11 protein-coding genes are annotated in these 15042 nt (G+C 49.4%); 4 read left to right on the top strand and 7 right to left on the bottom strand.

The annotated features are described in order from the left end of the window. Positions 1-338: 338 nt before the first annotated feature. Both lpdA and EQU24_RS06215 read right to left on the bottom strand, forming a co-directional pair. Complete coding sequence (gene lpdA, locus EQU24_RS06220) at positions 339-2489, bottom strand: dihydrolipoyl dehydrogenase (protein ID WP_017840315.1); 2151 nt, start codon at positions 2487-2489, stop codon at positions 339-341. A 173-nt stretch (positions 2490-2662) separates the two neighbouring features. Then, entirely contained in the window at positions 2663-3487 is an 825-nt protein-coding gene (locus tag EQU24_RS06215) for a YbgA family protein (RefSeq protein WP_017840316.1), read from the bottom strand. A 669-nt stretch (positions 3488-4156) separates the two neighbouring features. Between EQU24_RS06215 and EQU24_RS06210 the strand changes: the two genes are divergently transcribed. The 3 genes from EQU24_RS06210 (at position 4157) to EQU24_RS06200 (ending at position 5764) form a co-directional block, all read left to right on the top strand. Continuing rightward, complete coding sequence (locus EQU24_RS06210; protein WP_017840317.1) at positions 4157-4651, top strand: hypothetical protein; 495 nt, start codon at positions 4157-4159, stop codon at positions 4649-4651. A gap of 99 nt (positions 4652-4750) precedes the next feature. After that, positions 4751-4972, top strand: coding sequence for a hypothetical protein (locus EQU24_RS22905; RefSeq protein WP_017840318.1), 222 nt, complete (start codon positions 4751-4753; stop codon positions 4970-4972). Positions 4973-5050: 78 nt separating this feature from the next. After that, positions 5051-5764 carry a transposase gene (locus EQU24_RS06200; RefSeq protein ID WP_138767106.1) on the top strand — a complete coding sequence of 238 codons (714 nt, stop codon included), beginning with the start codon at positions 5051-5053 and terminating at the stop codon, positions 5762-5764. A gap of 548 nt (positions 5765-6312) precedes the next feature. Here EQU24_RS06200 and mrcB read toward each other — a convergent pair. Both mrcB and EQU24_RS06190 read right to left on the bottom strand, forming a co-directional pair. Next, on the bottom strand, positions 6313-8679 hold the full coding sequence (gene mrcB, locus EQU24_RS06195; RefSeq protein ID WP_017840320.1) for a penicillin-binding protein 1B: 2367 nt from the start codon (positions 8677-8679) through the stop codon (positions 6313-6315). A gap of 405 nt (positions 8680-9084) precedes the next feature. Continuing rightward, positions 9085-10914 carry a bifunctional diguanylate cyclase/phosphodiesterase gene (locus EQU24_RS06190; RefSeq protein WP_017840321.1) on the bottom strand — a complete coding sequence of 610 codons (1830 nt, stop codon included), beginning with the start codon at positions 10912-10914 and terminating at the stop codon, positions 9085-9087. 138 nt (positions 10915-11052) lie between these two features. On the opposite strand from EQU24_RS06190, the gene EQU24_RS06185 reads away from it, so the two are divergent. Further along, entirely contained in the window at positions 11053-11916 is an 864-nt protein-coding gene (locus EQU24_RS06185) for an HDOD domain-containing protein (RefSeq protein WP_235726397.1), read from the top strand. A gap of 16 nt (positions 11917-11932) precedes the next feature. Here the strand turns inward: EQU24_RS06185 and EQU24_RS06180 are convergent, their stop codons facing one another. From EQU24_RS06180 to EQU24_RS06170, 3 genes are read right to left on the bottom strand one after another with little or no spacing between them, the layout of a single operon-like run. Continuing rightward, entirely contained in the window at positions 11933-12928 is a 996-nt protein-coding gene (locus tag EQU24_RS06180) for a zinc-dependent alcohol dehydrogenase family protein (protein WP_017840323.1), read from the bottom strand. 23 nt (positions 12929-12951) lie between these two features. Then, the gene (locus EQU24_RS06175; protein WP_017840324.1) at positions 12952-14103 is read right to left on the bottom strand and encodes a type III PLP-dependent enzyme domain-containing protein; all 1152 of its coding nucleotides are present in this window, start codon (positions 14101-14103) and stop codon (positions 12952-12954) included. A gap of 2 nt (positions 14104-14105) precedes the next feature. After that, entirely contained in the window at positions 14106-14705 is a 600-nt protein-coding gene (locus tag EQU24_RS06170) for a 5-formyltetrahydrofolate cyclo-ligase (protein ID WP_017840325.1), read from the bottom strand. Between the last annotated feature and the right edge of the window lie 337 nt (positions 14706-15042).

Below are 15042 nucleotides of genomic sequence, written 5' to 3'. Positions count from 1 at the left end.
CACGACGCCCTTTGACCAGCAATTCCCAATTTGGAGATCAAAAAGGGTGTGGGGTATGCTTGGCGAGGATGTCGGCAGCGGGACAGATTTTTGCTCCTCGGCAATTGCTGAGTTACATGAATGTAATGAATGCAGAAAATGCAGGAGCATTTTTCTGCCCTGCATTGCCCTACTACACGCCATCCTTGGCGCTTAGCTGCCGCCAAGCCCCCATGGATGGGTTTACGGCGTTCCTCGACAGGCATACCCCACACCCTAAAATCGGCGAAACTGCTCAAACTGGGAATTGCTGCCCTTTGACGCCCCGCCCGACACCGAATCTCGCAGAGCAATAGTTATTAACCGTTCCTACGCCAAGCATGATAACGACTCAAAAAACGCAACGTCCGCTGCGGAGCATGCGCGCGCTTCCAAACGCCGGCCGCGTATTTGTTGGCTTCGGCCAGGGTCGGGTAGATATGGATCGTGCCGAGAATTTTGTTCAGACCGATGCCGTGTTTCATCGCCAAAACGAATTCGGCGATCAAATCGCCCGCATGCTCGCCGACTATCGTTACGCCCAAGATTTTGTCCTTGCCGGGCTCGGTCAGCACTTTGACGAAGCCGTGCGCCTCGCCGTCGGCGATCGCTCGGTCCAGTTCGTCGATGCCGTAAGTCGCGACTTCATAGGGAATATTTTGCTGTTCGGCTTCTTGCTCGTTGAGGCCGACCCGAGCAACTTCGGGGTCGGTGAAGGTCGACCACGGAATCACTGAATAATCGGTGCGGAATTTCTTGAACGTTCCGAACAAGGCATTGACGGCGGCATACCAAGCCTGATGCGCGGCGGTATGCGTGAATTGATAAGGGCCTGTCACATCCCCGACCGCATAGATGTTCGGATAATTGGTGGCCTGGAACGGGTCGGTTGCGATGGTTTTGCGCGGCGACAGCGTAATGCCCAGCGCCTCGACGCCGTAGCCTTCGATATTCGCGGCCCGTCCGATCGCGATCAGCACTTGATCGAACGGGATGTTGACCGTGTTTCCTTCGTGTTCGGCGATCAGGATTTTTTCGCCGTTGTCGATGATGAATTCCTTCGCGGTATGTTCCAATCTCAAATCGACGCCATCCCGCCTAAAACTTGCCATCACCGCTTCCGACGCTTCCGGATCTTCACGCACTAACAGGCGCGGCGCCATTTCCACCAGCGTCACCCGGCTTCCGAAACGGGCGAAGCATTGCGCCAATTCGCAGCCGATCGGACCGCCGCCGAGTACCAATAAGCGTTTCGGCAATTCGCGCAAGTTCCACAAATTGTCGGACGTCAGCGGTTCGATACTGTCTATGCCGGGTATCGGCGGCACGAACGGGCGGGCGCCCGCGGCTATGACGATCGCTTTGGTCGTCAGGGTTTCAGTGCCTTCGGCCGTTTCGACCCGAACTTCCCAGGGCGAGATGATTTTCGCCTCGCCGATCACGACCTCGACGCCGAGTTCGGTATAGCGTTCGATCGAATCGTGCGGCTCGACCTTTTTGACGACCGACTGCACACGCGCCATCACATCGGCGAAATCGAAATCGGCGCTGCTGTGCTTGATGCCGAATTCGTTCGCGCGCCGGTGCTGCGCCAACCATTTCGCCGAACGGATCAGCGCTTTCGATGGCACGCAGCCGGTATTCAGGCAATCGCCGCCCATTTTGTGCTTTTCGACCAGCGTGACCTTGGCCTTGACCGCCGCGGCAATGTAGGCGGTCACCAATCCGCCGGAACCAGCGCCGATCACGACGATATTGTTATCGAAACGCGCCGGCTTCGGCCAGTCGGCGAAGACTTTCCGGGCTTGTATGTGCTCGACGATTTTCTTGGTCAGTAACGGAAAAAGGCCTAATAACGCGAACGAACCGAGCAAGCCCGGCGACAAAATATCCGACAACGATACGATCCCCGCAAGCTGAGTGCCGGCGTTGACATAAACCAACGTGCCGGCCAACATGCCGACTTGGCTGACCCAATAAAATGTCGATAGGCGAATGGCGGTCAGCCCCATCGCCAGATTGATCATGAAGAACGGAAACAATGGGATCAAACGCAGCGTGAACAAATAAAACGGACCGTCCCGATCGATTCCGGCATCGATCGTTCGTATCGCCGAACCGAAGCGGTCTTTGACGACATCGCGAAACAAAAAGCGCGCAGCCAGAAAAGCCAATGCCGCGCCGATCGTAGAGGCAAACGAGACTATCACGGTGCCCCAGAGTAAACCGAACAGTGCGCCTCCGGCCAGGGTCATCACCGCCGCGCCGGGCAGAGACAGCGCCGTGACCAGAACATAAATCAGCGCATAAACAAAGGCCGCGCTAACCGGTTGCGCGGCGATGCGGGCTTCGATCGCGGCCTGGTGGGTTTTCAGCTCATGCAGGGTCAAAAAATCGGAATATCCGAAATAAAAAAAGGCGCCGATCAACATCGTGATCACAGCAATCAATATCAGCTTCGGGGCTTTCATCGTATTATCCTTGTCGTTATCATGGTTTGAGCCTCAAGGGCGAGTGTGTCTATGCTTCAGTCGCTGGCAGGACGCCGTGAATACGTCCATGTAGGTAACGCAGCTACCGGACAAAATAGCGCGCCAGCTTGCCAGCAAATGTGACCGTGCGAAGTATAACCACTGAGAATTTTTTAAGGATTAACAGAACCCAATGCGCTCGGATAAGGCGAAAAATAATACGACGACTGAATATAGGGATCCGGCGATTTTCGAAAATGATGCTTCAACAAGATGATCGGTGCGATGAGAGGTACTTCGTAGTTGCGGTAGCTGTCGATCAGTTCGCACAGTTCGGCTTTATCGTCGCGGCTGATGTCTTTTTTTAAATGTCCTTGAATATGTTGCAAAACATTGACGTGATTGGCCCGGGTCGGCATCGTCAACAACATGCTCATCAGCTGTAAAATATATTGATCGGCAATCTCGGTTAAATTGTCTTTGTTCAGCCCAGCCAATAACTGCCCAAGATCCCGATAGTCGCCATGACTCATGATGATTAATTTATGACGAGCATGAAACTCAATCAAAGCACGGGCACTAAGACCTTCTTTCAACAGCATTTGCCAGCGATGCATAACATAAACCCGCTTGAAAAAAAGATCGCGTAAACAAGGATCTTGTAACCGGATAGCTTCTTCGATGGGTACCAATGGAAATCGATGCATGATTCTCAATGTTTCGATCGCCAAACCCTCAAATGCGCCCCCCGTTTTTGTAGCTGCTTGCTCCGGTCTTTTCATAATATAACCGCAGATTCCAGCCATCTTATCCGCGCCGGAATCGGAAATTCCTGAAGCCTCCTGAACAAGCAAGGACTTTTCTTCTTCGACCGAAAACGGCTTCCATTCAAAAAAACTCTCGAGCACTTCGCTAATCACACTATCGCGATTAGCCACTGCTTTTTCTCCGGGTTGGTCAAGCAAACAACCACTGATGCCCAATGGGATTTTATTCATAGCAGTCGATACCTAATTGAATCATGTGGGAAATTTTCGGTTTTAGCGAGAATATAATGAGTATGCTTCCTTGAGCCACTGGGTCGGGACCTGGGGTGATGAAAATTGCCTACTATTTACCGATTCATCATCAATAAAGTGTTTTTCTATTCCATTTAGAGATGAATAAACCACCTCCTGCGGGACGAGTTATACCTATCGCACTTCAAATTTCGGCATTAGCGTATGGAGGCGTCGGGGTGTTCGGCAAAGGCTTTGGCAGCATGGATGCTGTCACAGAGCCTACATGGACGTATTCACGGCTTCCTTTGACGAGCCCCCGGCGCCGAAATTTGACCAGCAAAGGGTATATTTAACCCGTTCCCAACACGTCTCGGAAGGGGTTACAAACCCATACGCATCAAGCTAAAAATGGCCAGCCCGCATCACGCTCTTCCCCAAGCTCCAGCGCTCATCGTTATAGATAAGTCAAAAATTACCCTTTTGCAACCTTAACCAATGAGACCTCAATACCATTTATTGTTACCTAACACTTTCGACCTCGAGATCGCGATCAGGGGATCGCTCCCCATAGACGCCAACTTAAGGCATAAAACGTTGATTTGTAGTTGAAAAATAAAAGTGTGGCCACAACATAGAGTATTTTTACCGACGAAAGTGAAAATCCCTATGAAGCAGCCACAGCTAACAGATACCCTTTTTGATGACTTTTTGCAAGAGCTCCCAGCAGATTTCCAGGAGCAGGCCTATGAATTACAGGCGTTTGCACGGGCACGGAAAATCCGATCACCGTTGCAGTTATTGCAGTTAGTCCTGTTGTATTGCGGACAGGACTTGTCGTTGCGCAGCTGCGCCGGCGAAGTCGCCAAGCTTCAGGGTTATTTGAGCGATACGGCGGTGATCAAGCGATTGGCGGCCTGCGTGGCGTGGATCAAGTCATTACTGAAAAGTGTGTTCGGGTTGGATAAAGTGTTCAACAACGGCGCACTGAATTTCATTGTGATTGACGGTTCGACCGTGCAAGAACCCGGTGCGAAAGAAACAACGTATCGCTTGCATGTGGCCATCGACCTGTTGAGTTTGACACTCCGCGAGGTCCAAGCGCGCCAAGATTTTTCGCGAAAGCTGAAATGGGGTCCGTCCGATTTCAGCAGCGAAAAATGACTTGGCGATTATTGCCTTCGGCGGCCCCGATTCGCCCTGCGTCCGTGCCACTACGCCACATCATCGTATACTCGATGCGACTCCGTAGCACTCCCACAAATGGCTTTACGCCGTGTCGCGATGCCTTGTATTTTGCCTCCGCCTGCGCTATTCGCGCAGACTCCGGCAAAACACCCGGCGCTACGGCTATCGGGGACTAAAAATCTTCACTTCGCTAACGCTCCGTTTCCAAGATTTTCAGCGAGCGTCACGACCGATAAAGTCGGCGAGAGCTTGGATCATTATCAGTTGACTGCAGGTGATGTCGCGTTGCTTGATTGAGGCTACAACCAACCGAAGTCTTTAGTCCCGGTCATTGATCGCGGCGGCCACGTCGTACTGCGCTACAATCCACACAGCATGACGCTTTACGAACGGTGCAACGAACCGAAAGGTGTTAAAATCGATTGGGAACAGCGCATACGCGATTTGAATGGTCAGCCGGGTGCGATACCCGTTTATCTGTGCCATCAAGACAAACGTATTGAAGGCGTGGTGCATGCGATGCCGTTACCGCCGGAACAGGCGGCGCAAGCACGCCGCAAAGCGAAACAACGCGCGCGTGATAAAGGTCGCACGGCGAGCCAAAAGACCTTGATGCTGAGCGGCTGGGTGTTGATTTTTACTTCGCTCCCCGAAGCGCTGCTCGACACGAAATCAATCGCTGAGCTCTACCGGGTTCGCTGGCAAGTGGAGCTGGTCATAAAGCGGCTAAAGAGCTTGCTCGATATCGACCGGCTACGCGCCCGAAAAGACAGCAAGCTGGCGGATTTATATTTGCACGGCAAGTTACTGTTTGCTGCAGTGACTCAAAAAATAGCGCAGCGCCGATTCGGCCGGGCGGCCACCACAATGGACGGTGATCGTTCGATTACCCATTGGCGTTTATGGCGCACGATCGCCAATGAGATCAAGGCAGGACTTACGGCTTGTTTTCCAAAAAATAAGCGCTTTATTGATGACCACGTAAAAAGCCTTTGTGAACGTCCGCGCAAGAGAAAGCTTCAGGGTTTGCCGGATCGTGTTTTGGAACTCATTATTGAAGGTCGGGGAGGTGGCGTTAGTCTTGCTTAATCAAATACTTAGATTCTTAAGTTGGCGCTTATGGGATCGCTCCCACAGGGCGTCCGCCGCTCTCTGTGGGAGCGACGCCTTCGTCGCGACTATCGAAGACAGTAACGCTCAAACACCAATAGCCTTTCCGGACAACACAACAATTTACCTGATTAGTAAGATGCTTCAGCTTGCTGAAGCCAATTGTCCGAGCAGTGGCCAGTCAGCCACTTCTGCGGGACGGGTTATTTAACCCGTCCCCAACGTTTCGGTTTGCCCTAAACATTTCGGCTAACTTCGGCCAAAGTCAAAACGTTTAGGACGGGGTTACAAACCCCGTCCTGCTAGGGATATGCTGGTTTTTTGGGCTTTAGCTGAAGAAACTTGCTAATCAGGACAATTTATACCTATCGCACTTCAAATTTCGGCAGTGCCCGAGGTGGTGCCGGGGTATCCGACAAAGGCTTTGCCAGCATGGAGCTGGCATAGAGCCTAAATGGACGTATTCACGGCGTCCTTTGACGGACACCCCGGTGCCGAATTTTGATCTACGATGGGTATATTCATCGCTAAAACTTAAAAAAATCCTGAAACCAATCCTTCGCTTTTTCCACCTCGGTTTGAACGCATGGCGAGCTGCTAGTCGGTGCCGATCCGCGAATGAATGGAAATTGCCTGACATTCTCGCAGTCCTTATTAGCCAATAGCCCTGTATATGGGTCGATCCAAACCGTATCGACATTATCCGGCGGTGTCAAAACGACCGGGATACTGGAAATCTGTTTCATCACGTCGGACCAAATTTTCAACGCACCGGTCGAACCGGTTAATCCCGAAGGTTTATTGTCGTCGCGTCCTACCCATACGACCGACAGATAATCGCCGCTAAAACCGGCGAACCAGCTATCTCGCAATTCATTGGTCGTTCCGGTTTTGCCGGCCAACCCGAAATCTCCCGGCAAATAATTATAGGCCGATCTGCCGGTACCGTCAGTCATCACTTCCTGCAAAATAGTATTGGTAATATAAGTCGCCGCCGGATCGACCGATTGACGCACGTTAAACGGGTAACTTTGTAAACGCTTGCCATTGCCGTCGACCACGCCGCGTATCGCTCTAAGCGGCGTGACGAAACCGTCTCCCGCTAGGGTTTGATACATTTGCGTGACGTCTAAAGGCGACAACGGCGAGGCCCCCAATAACAGAGAAGGGTATAAATCGACAGAACGATCCACGCCCAGATCCTTTAAGGTCTTTGCCACCCTCGCGATACCGACATCCATGCCGATTCGGACGGTCGCGAGATTGTAAGAATTCGTCAATGCCTTATGCAGCGGCACTTCGCCATGTTCGGTATTATCATAATTTTTCGGCGTCCAATTACCTTTGCCGCTTTTGACGGTAATCCGAGTGTCGCTGACCGGAGTCGTTACCGTGTATTTGGCCGGATATTCCAGCGCGGTTAGATACACCACCGGCTTTATCAATGACCCAATCGGGCGCACCGCATCGAGAGCCCGATTGAAACCGGCCGAGGTTTTATCCCTGCCGCCCGCCATCGCAACAATTTCCGCGCCTTCCCGACGCGTCACGATAACTGCCGATTCCAGTTCTTTAGCACGAGGATTTTTTTCGAGTTCAAGCATTTTTTCGGCCAAGGATTTTTCCACGGCGTTTTGCACTCGAGGCTCCAACGTGGTAAATATTCTCAAGCCTTCGGAAGTCAGATCGTCGTCTTTGTATTCTTGCTGCAATTGACGCTTGACCAAATCCATGAAAGCCGGATATCGATTGACCGAACGATGGGTTTGCGGCATCACTTCCAGCGGCTGTTTTTTCGCTTCTTCAGCCTGTTTTAACGTGATAAAGCCTTGCTCATGCATCTTATCGAGCACTAACTCCCGCCTACTTAGTGCACGTTCCGTATGCCGACGAGGATCGTAATAAGAGGGGCCTCTAACCAATGCGACCAGAGTCGCCATTTGCGCTAAGGGTAAATCTTTAAGTGTTCTGCCGAAATAAAACTCGCTTGCCAAGCCGAAACCATGCACAGCACTAGCTCCATCCTGCCCTAGATAGACTTCATTAAGATAAGCTTCAAGAATTTCGTCTTTGCTATAGCGATATTCGATGATCAACGACATAAATACTTCGTTGATCTTTCGCCAAAAACTACGCTCGGACGTCAAATAAAAATTCTTGATCAATTGTTGGGTTATCGTGCTGCCGCCTTGCACAATGCCGCCCGCCCTGACATTCGCCAGCATCGCCCGCAGTATCGCCTTGACCGAAATACCGTAATGATTATAAAAATCATGATCTTCTGTCGCGAGCAAGCCTTGAATCAGCGTATCCGGAGTTTCCGATAGTTTGATCAAAACCCGGTCTTCCTTACGAGTCGGATAAAAGCTGCCTATCTGAATGGGATCTAAACGGGCAACAGCAACCGGTCCCCTACCCGATAAATCGGCGATATCGGTAATTTCACCCGGGGAGAATCGAATCTGTAATGCGCGACTATCTTGAGACTGGTCCCAAAAATCAAATGCTCGGGTTTTAACATTGATAAACAATCCCGACCGGTAATAGGTCCCTTCGGAAGATAACTGCGAATCCTGGCGATATCGCAATTGCTGTAGAAGCACCTCAAAATCGGCGATGCTCATTCTATAGCCGGCATAAAGCTCTTCCGGATTAGCATAGACACGCGCAGGAATCGCCCAACGCTTGCCTTCGAATTGCCTACGAACGTTATAATCCAGATAACCGATGTAACTAGATAATAAAAAAACGGCAAATACAAAGCTTAATATCAGGATTTTTTTAAACCACCCGAAACGGCGTCTTTCCGGACTCTTTTTGGTGCGAGACACGCGGCTACGCGGCTTTCTGGTCGTTTTCTTGGGCGTTACAGATTTTCTGGGTTGTCTTGCCATGATGTTGCGGTTTTAATTACCAAGTAGTCATTTAAATATTGCGCCCACACAAATAGTAAGCCTATGATTGACAAGTCTTTTTTGAAGCAAAGGAACTATCGAATATTCAGAAGACGCGAGTATGATGACTATAGTAGCGATGATTGCTTAAAGAAGCGTTATCCTGGAGCCTCTGCCGAACCTTTGTATGACTCAACGAGGGATTATCTTAGAAAAAGCATTTCACCATGAAGATCATGAAGAATAAGAAGTTAATTCAATAACTTGTTATACGTTTGTATCGAACATTCGCTCACCCAAAAGGTTATCGAGTATGTTTGGGCAATTTTTTGAAATCCTTCGTGAACTTCATGTGCTTCATGGTTAAACTGCTGAATTTAGGATTATTTGAACTTAAGATGAGCCTTAATTATATAGAAAACGAGTGCTTTTATCGCCTTCTATTAATAGTTGCTGCAGCGGAACATAACCTTGCTCGATCAATAGCTGGCTGGGCTTACCGAAAATATAACCTTGTCCATAATCGATACCAAGATCAATCAAAATTTTTATCACCCGAGGACACTCGATAAATTCGGCAATCGTTTTTTTTCCCAGTTGCTTCGCAATTTCGCTCATTGACCGAACCAGCACTTGATCCGTATCGTCATTGACTAAATTTCGAATAAATTGCCCATCGATTTTTACAAAATCGACCGGAAACTTCTTTAAATAATTGAACGAACAAAATCCCGCGCCAAAATCGTCCAATGCAAAATGACAACCCAAAGCTCTAATCTGATTAATCATCTGCCGAGTTTGCTCGAAGTTATCGACCGCCGAGGTCTCGGTGATCTCAAAGGTGATCCGCTCGGCATTGACCCAGGACAATTCCAGTTTTCTTTTGATGGTCGGCAATAAAGCATCGTCTTGGAAAGCGACTCCGGATAAATTGATCGACAACGATACATTGGACAATTCGGGAGGAAGCGCAGCTAAAAAATCAATCGCATTCTCAACTACCCATAAGTCGATGCTGTGTATTAAACCCATTCGTTCAGCAACCGGAATAAACTCGGAAGGGCTGATGACCTTGTTTTCATGTCCCCGCATTCGAATCAATACCTCATAATGCGAGACCTCACCGGTTCTAAGATTCACCACCGGTTGAAACATCAGAAAGAAATTACGCATTAACAAAGCGTCCCTGATCAAAGGGACCCAATAAACATCGCGATGCCGTTCTTTGATAGCTTTATCTTCTTCATTATAAAACCAGACCATATTTCGGCCGTTTTGTTTCGCCAAGGAACAAGCTTGGTGCGCTCTGGATATCAACTCTTCAGGATGTTGGATAACTTTAGCCGATTGCAACGTAGCGATACCGATAGAGGCGGTAATGCTGTAACAAACATTGCCTGTTTGAAACCGGCTTTCATTGAGCCCTTTGCGGATATCTTCGGCCACTTCGCGGGCTTGAAGACCGGATATATTATCGAAATATAGGCAAAACTCATCCGAGTCGATGCGGGCAAACCAAGCCTCGAGCCTCACCAGCTTTCGAATCGTTGCCACGACATCGATAATCAATTTATCGGCCATATCAAAGCCTTCCAAATCGTTAATCAAGCCGAACCGATCCAAATCAATCAACAACAACGCACCGTTTTGCTGCAGCTTTTGATTCCGCGTCAAACTCAAACGAATATAGTTTTCTAATTGCGTTCTATTCATAAGGCCGGTCAATTCATCATGAGCGACCAGATATTTTAATTTAGCATCGAGCAATTTCCGCGTCGCCAACTCGTTGATAAGCATTTCTTGCTGCTGATAACGCATAGACCGCTCGACTTTAAGTAGTAACAGCATTTCTACTAGAATAACGAGCTCCGACTCACGAAGCGGCTTACTTAGCTCGTAGATCAGCGACGGCGAGGCGGAAGCATCGAACGCTTCACTAGGTCGTTCGTTTTTAAGAATAATAAAAGGCAAAAAAACGCCCGCTTGTTCCCCCGAAAGTGAATGACACATGTCTCTAATGTGTCCTCCGGGCAAGTCTTCATCGACAATAATCAAGCCTAACTCTTCGGCGTTGTCTACATAGGGCCGAATGATGCGATAAATATCGCCGCATTCAGCGGCAATCGCAAAATTAGAAAACCCTTTATCTATCAAAATCGTTTCTATCTGTGCGACAGTTTTCCGATCCATTCCGGCAATAATGATTTTACTTTGTCGCTGAGAGTTACTTAACATCGTATTCACTGGTTGATGTGTTAAATGCTTGACGGCTTCCTATTCGGACTATTTCTCGATGAAGCCCTTGATTTATTGCAAGCCTCACCTAAGCTTGACTGCAATACACTATAAAATGTCAAAACTCCAACAAGTATAATGAAGAAATCTGTTTTGCCAATGCCGCATTCCGACTCGCCCAATTTAACCGCAGCCGATTTATTGAAAGGCGATCTTCAATTAACATCGCCGCCGGCGATTTATTTCGAGCTAAAAAAAACGATTGAAGATCCTTATAAATCGATCATCGATGCCGGCGAAATCATCAATAAGGATCCTGCCTTATCGATACGATTATTGAAATTGGTCAACAGCGCTTTCTTCGGCTTTCCATCCCGTATTGTGACGATCAGCCATGCCATCACGTTGATCGGTACGCAAGAACTGCAAAACCTAGTCTTAAGCACATTGATCATCGACCGTTTTTCGATGCTGCCGAACGGTATGCTTTCGATGCATGATTTTTGGGCGATGAGTCTAAGAAGCGCATTAACCGCAAAAGAATTAGCGGCCCATTGGGATACCAACGAAAACGACGAAGCTATTTTTATTTGCGGATTACTACATGAAATCGGCAAACTGGTATTTTATCGCCGCATTCCCGAATTAGCCCGAGAAGTCGGACTACTTGTCGAATCGACCAATGCCGACGAAATCGAAACCGAACGAAGCATAATCGGTTTCGATCACTATGAAACCGGAGCGGAACTCGCCAAATTATGGAAACTGCCTGAAATCATTAGCGAAACGATTGCCTTGCATGCCCATCCCGACAGCACCGGCCGCTATCAAACCGCAGCCGCTATTGTCAGATCGGCCAACCGGATCGCTAAAATGGCCTTTTTCGATACTGAAACCGACCTATCGGAAGCCGGCATTTCCGATGAGCAACTAAGCAACATCATCGACAAAGTCCACGATCAATTCGAGGAGATTTTCAACATATTTTACCCGCACCGATAACACGTCATTCCGCCGGTTAAATTATTTCTAATACTATCTTGCCCTGCGTATGCCCTTCTCCGATCAAGCGATGCGCTTCTGCGGCTTGATCTAACGATAAGCAATGCCCGACAACCCCTCGTAAATTTCCGGATTCGATAAATTCGGCGCAACGATTGAGGATTCCGACATGCTTATCGCGCGCCGAATCCAAATTTCGCAACATCGGTGTCAACATCAATTCGAAACCGATTTTGAGATTGCGCATCCGCGCTTCCGACCAATTCAAGGCTCCGGGGTCGAGCAGCGTGACCAAACTTCCGAAATGCGCAGTGGCTTCGATGCTGTCCTTGAACACTTCGGGTCCGACCGTATCCAAAACGACCTCGGCCCCTCGCCCGCCGGTTAATTCATTGACTCTTTCGGCGAAGTTGCATTGACGATAATCAATTGCTTGATCCGCTCCCAGGCTTAAGACAAAATCGGCTTTCGATTCGGAACTTACCGTCGTTAGAACTTCGGCTCCTTTTAATTTAGCTAATTGTATCGCGACATGACCGACGCCGCCGGCCCCGGCATGAACCAGGACGGTTTGGCCGTCCTGCAAACCGCCGCGATCGAACAACGCTCCCCACGCAGTAATCAACACCAACGGCAAAGCCGCCGCCTCGACGAATGACAAGGACTTAGGCTTCGGCGCGACCCAACGGCTATCGAGCACGGTAAATTCGGCATAATTACCGGGCTCCCGCCCCAACCCTCCGTTACAAAACCAAACTTCATCGCCGGGCTTGAAATTTTGTACTTCGGCGCCCACTTCGACAACCACGCCGGCGCCGTCGCAACCCAGTACTGCCGGCAAGGCGTCGGGATAAAACAAACCGTTACTTCTGACCTTGGTATCGACCGGATTAATGCCGGCCGCCTTGAGCCTGACTTTCAACTCGGTCGGTTGAACGATATTCGGCTCCGCGATATCCGTCCATTGCAACACCTCGGGGCCGCCGGTTTCGGTCATTAAAACTGCCTTCATCTGATTTTTCTCCTGTCGATAGTTCAAGCCGGCGCAAGTCCCGACCACTGATCGTAGTAATGTTGATAGGTATGGCGCTTCAGCAAAAATGCATTTCCCGAAGTCATGCCGTATATATCCGGTAGATTATAGCCGTTGAAACGATGCGCTTTGACCAAGGCATAGGCGCCGGCATCCGAAAACACCAATCGATCGCCCTCTTGCAACGGCCGATCGAAACGGTATTCGCCGAAAATATCCCCGGCCAAGCATGTGGATCCCGCCAGAATCGCCGAATACCGCCCATTAGGGCAATGCTCAAGCAACGGCGGATGCCATTGGTATTCGAAGACTTCGGGATGATGATTGACCGAGGTATCCAATACCGCGATGGATTTGCCGTCGCTGACGAAACAATCGACGACCGAAGTCGCCAAATAGCCGGCCCTTCCAACCAGGGCCTTGCCCGGCTCGATCAACACTTCGAGCCCGAAATCCTCGCGTAATTGCTTAACCGAATCGATAAAAATATCGAACTGCCCGATTTGATCGTATAAATAGCCTCCGCCGAGATTCAACCATTCCAATCCGGTAAAACCGTTACCGAGCCGGCTTCTTATCGCCGCCAAGGTTTGAATCAGCGGCTCGAAGTCCGATGCCGAAAAAATGTTATGGAAATGCAATCCCTTAATCCGGCCATTCAAGGCATTCATATCCAAAGCCTCCAAATCGATGCCGAGCTTCGAATAAGGCCGGCATGGATCGTAGCGCCGATCGTCCAAAAACGACAGCTTGGGATTTAAACGCAAACCGACCGAAGCGCCTTGTTCCCAATGCTTTGTAAACAAATCCAGCTGACGATAGGAATTGCAACTGACATGCGAGCAAATCCGCGCCAACTCTTCGACTTCGTCCGCTCGTACACCGGGCGTGGTCAAATGCACCGAGCCTTGTCCGGCCAATACTTCAGAAGCCAACCTCGCTTCGAACAAAGAGCTTACCGAAAAGCCGTCAAGATAAGGCTGCATCATATGCAAAATCGGTAAAAATGGTAAAGACTTGATTGAATATAAAACTTTACAACCTGACCGATCGCGAATATTGCTCAAGGTCTGCAATGTTGTTTCAATCGCATCGAGGTCGTAAACAAAGGCAGGCGTTTCTGCAAGCTGCTCCTTTAATTGCGTCCATGGCATCGTCAAAATCGACCCCTACCCTTATAAATTGCAGTTTCTGTTATTACATAATCCATATAAATATCATGCGCCTCCATGACGACTTCAGGCATTATCTGAGCTTCGAAACAAACCCCGATTAGCACCGTATCTTTTCCGACACTTTTCAATAGACGATCGTAATAACCGGCGCCATTGCCTAAACGCCCTCCTCTTCTATCGAAAGCAACACCAGGAACCATGACTAAATCCAAATCTTCGGGCGTTATTTCCTTTCCAGGCTCCCCCCACCGTTCTTTCGGCGGCTCGAGTATGCCCCACGTCCCAGGCTGCAATTCTTGCAAGTCCTCGAGCTTCCAAAGACCCAATCGGTTTTGACCGTCGGCATCCTTGGTGCAATAAGGAACAACTACCTGCTTATCGCCCGACAACTGTTCGCGAACCCTATCGCGCGTCCTAACTTCGGAGCGACAATGTAAATAAAACATGACCGTCATGGCCCGCCGGTAAGCCGCATGCTCTAGGAATTTATCGATTATCTCCCGGCTCACCGCATCCTTATCTCGCTGAGCGTTCCGGGCATCATAAGCTTTTCGCCGCTGTTGGGCTTTTGCTGTTTGCATCTTGGCTCATCTAATTAACCTTCGAATCGGCATCGATTATACCGGCTGCAACGTTAAGAAACACAGCCATTATCAAACCAATCACAGCAAATCACCTAATGATCCAAAATATACCAAGCTTAAATGCTCAGCAATTCCCAATTTGGAGATCAAAAAGGGTGTGGGGTATGCTTAGCGAGGATGTCGGCAGCAGGACAGATTTTTGCTCCATGCAAAATCTGCATTCACGCCATCCTTGGCGCTTAGCTGCCGCCAAGCCCCCATGGATGGGTTTACGGCGTTCCTCGACAGGCATACCCCACACCCTAAAATCGGCGAAACTGCTCAAACTAGGAAT

Origin of the sequence: Methylotuvimicrobium buryatense (assembly GCF_005931095.1) — a bacterium.
GTDB lineage: Bacteria > Pseudomonadota > Gammaproteobacteria > Methylococcales > Methylomonadaceae > Methylotuvimicrobium > Methylotuvimicrobium buryatense.
The sequence above is the reverse complement of the archived record's forward strand: the minus strand, read 5'-3'. Positions and strand labels throughout refer to the sequence as shown.

Bases quoted from the DNA above. Each gene is read 5' to 3' on its own strand.
- lpdA (WP_017840315.1), bottom strand. From the start codon at position 2,489: ATGAAAGCCCCGAAGCTGATATTGATTGCTGTGATCACGATGTTGATC.
- EQU24_RS06215 (WP_017840316.1), bottom strand. From the start codon at position 3,487: ATGAATAAAATCCCATTGGGCATCAGTGGTTGTTTGCTTGACCAACCC.
- EQU24_RS06210 (WP_017840317.1), top strand. From the start codon at position 4,157: ATGAAGCAGCCACAGCTAACAGATACCCTTTTTGATGACTTTTTGCAA.
- EQU24_RS22905 (WP_017840318.1), top strand. From the start codon at position 4,751: ATGGCTTTACGCCGTGTCGCGATGCCTTGTATTTTGCCTCCGCCTGCG.
- EQU24_RS06200 (WP_138767106.1), top strand. From the start codon at position 5,051: ATGACGCTTTACGAACGGTGCAACGAACCGAAAGGTGTTAAAATCGAT.
- mrcB (WP_017840320.1), bottom strand. From the start codon at position 8,679: ATGGCAAGACAACCCAGAAAATCTGTAACGCCCAAGAAAACGACCAGA.
- EQU24_RS06190 (WP_017840321.1), bottom strand. From the start codon at position 10,914: ATGTTAAGTAACTCTCAGCGACAAAGTAAAATCATTATTGCCGGAATG.
- EQU24_RS06185 (WP_235726397.1), top strand. From the start codon at position 11,053: ATGAAGAAATCTGTTTTGCCAATGCCGCATTCCGACTCGCCCAATTTA.
- EQU24_RS06180 (WP_017840323.1), bottom strand. From the start codon at position 12,928: ATGAAGGCAGTTTTAATGACCGAAACCGGCGGCCCCGAGGTGTTGCAA.
- EQU24_RS06175 (WP_017840324.1), bottom strand. From the start codon at position 14,103: ATGCCATGGACGCAATTAAAGGAGCAGCTTGCAGAAACGCCTGCCTTT.
- EQU24_RS06170 (WP_017840325.1), bottom strand. From the start codon at position 14,705: ATGCAAACAGCAAAAGCCCAACAGCGGCGAAAAGCTTATGATGCCCGG.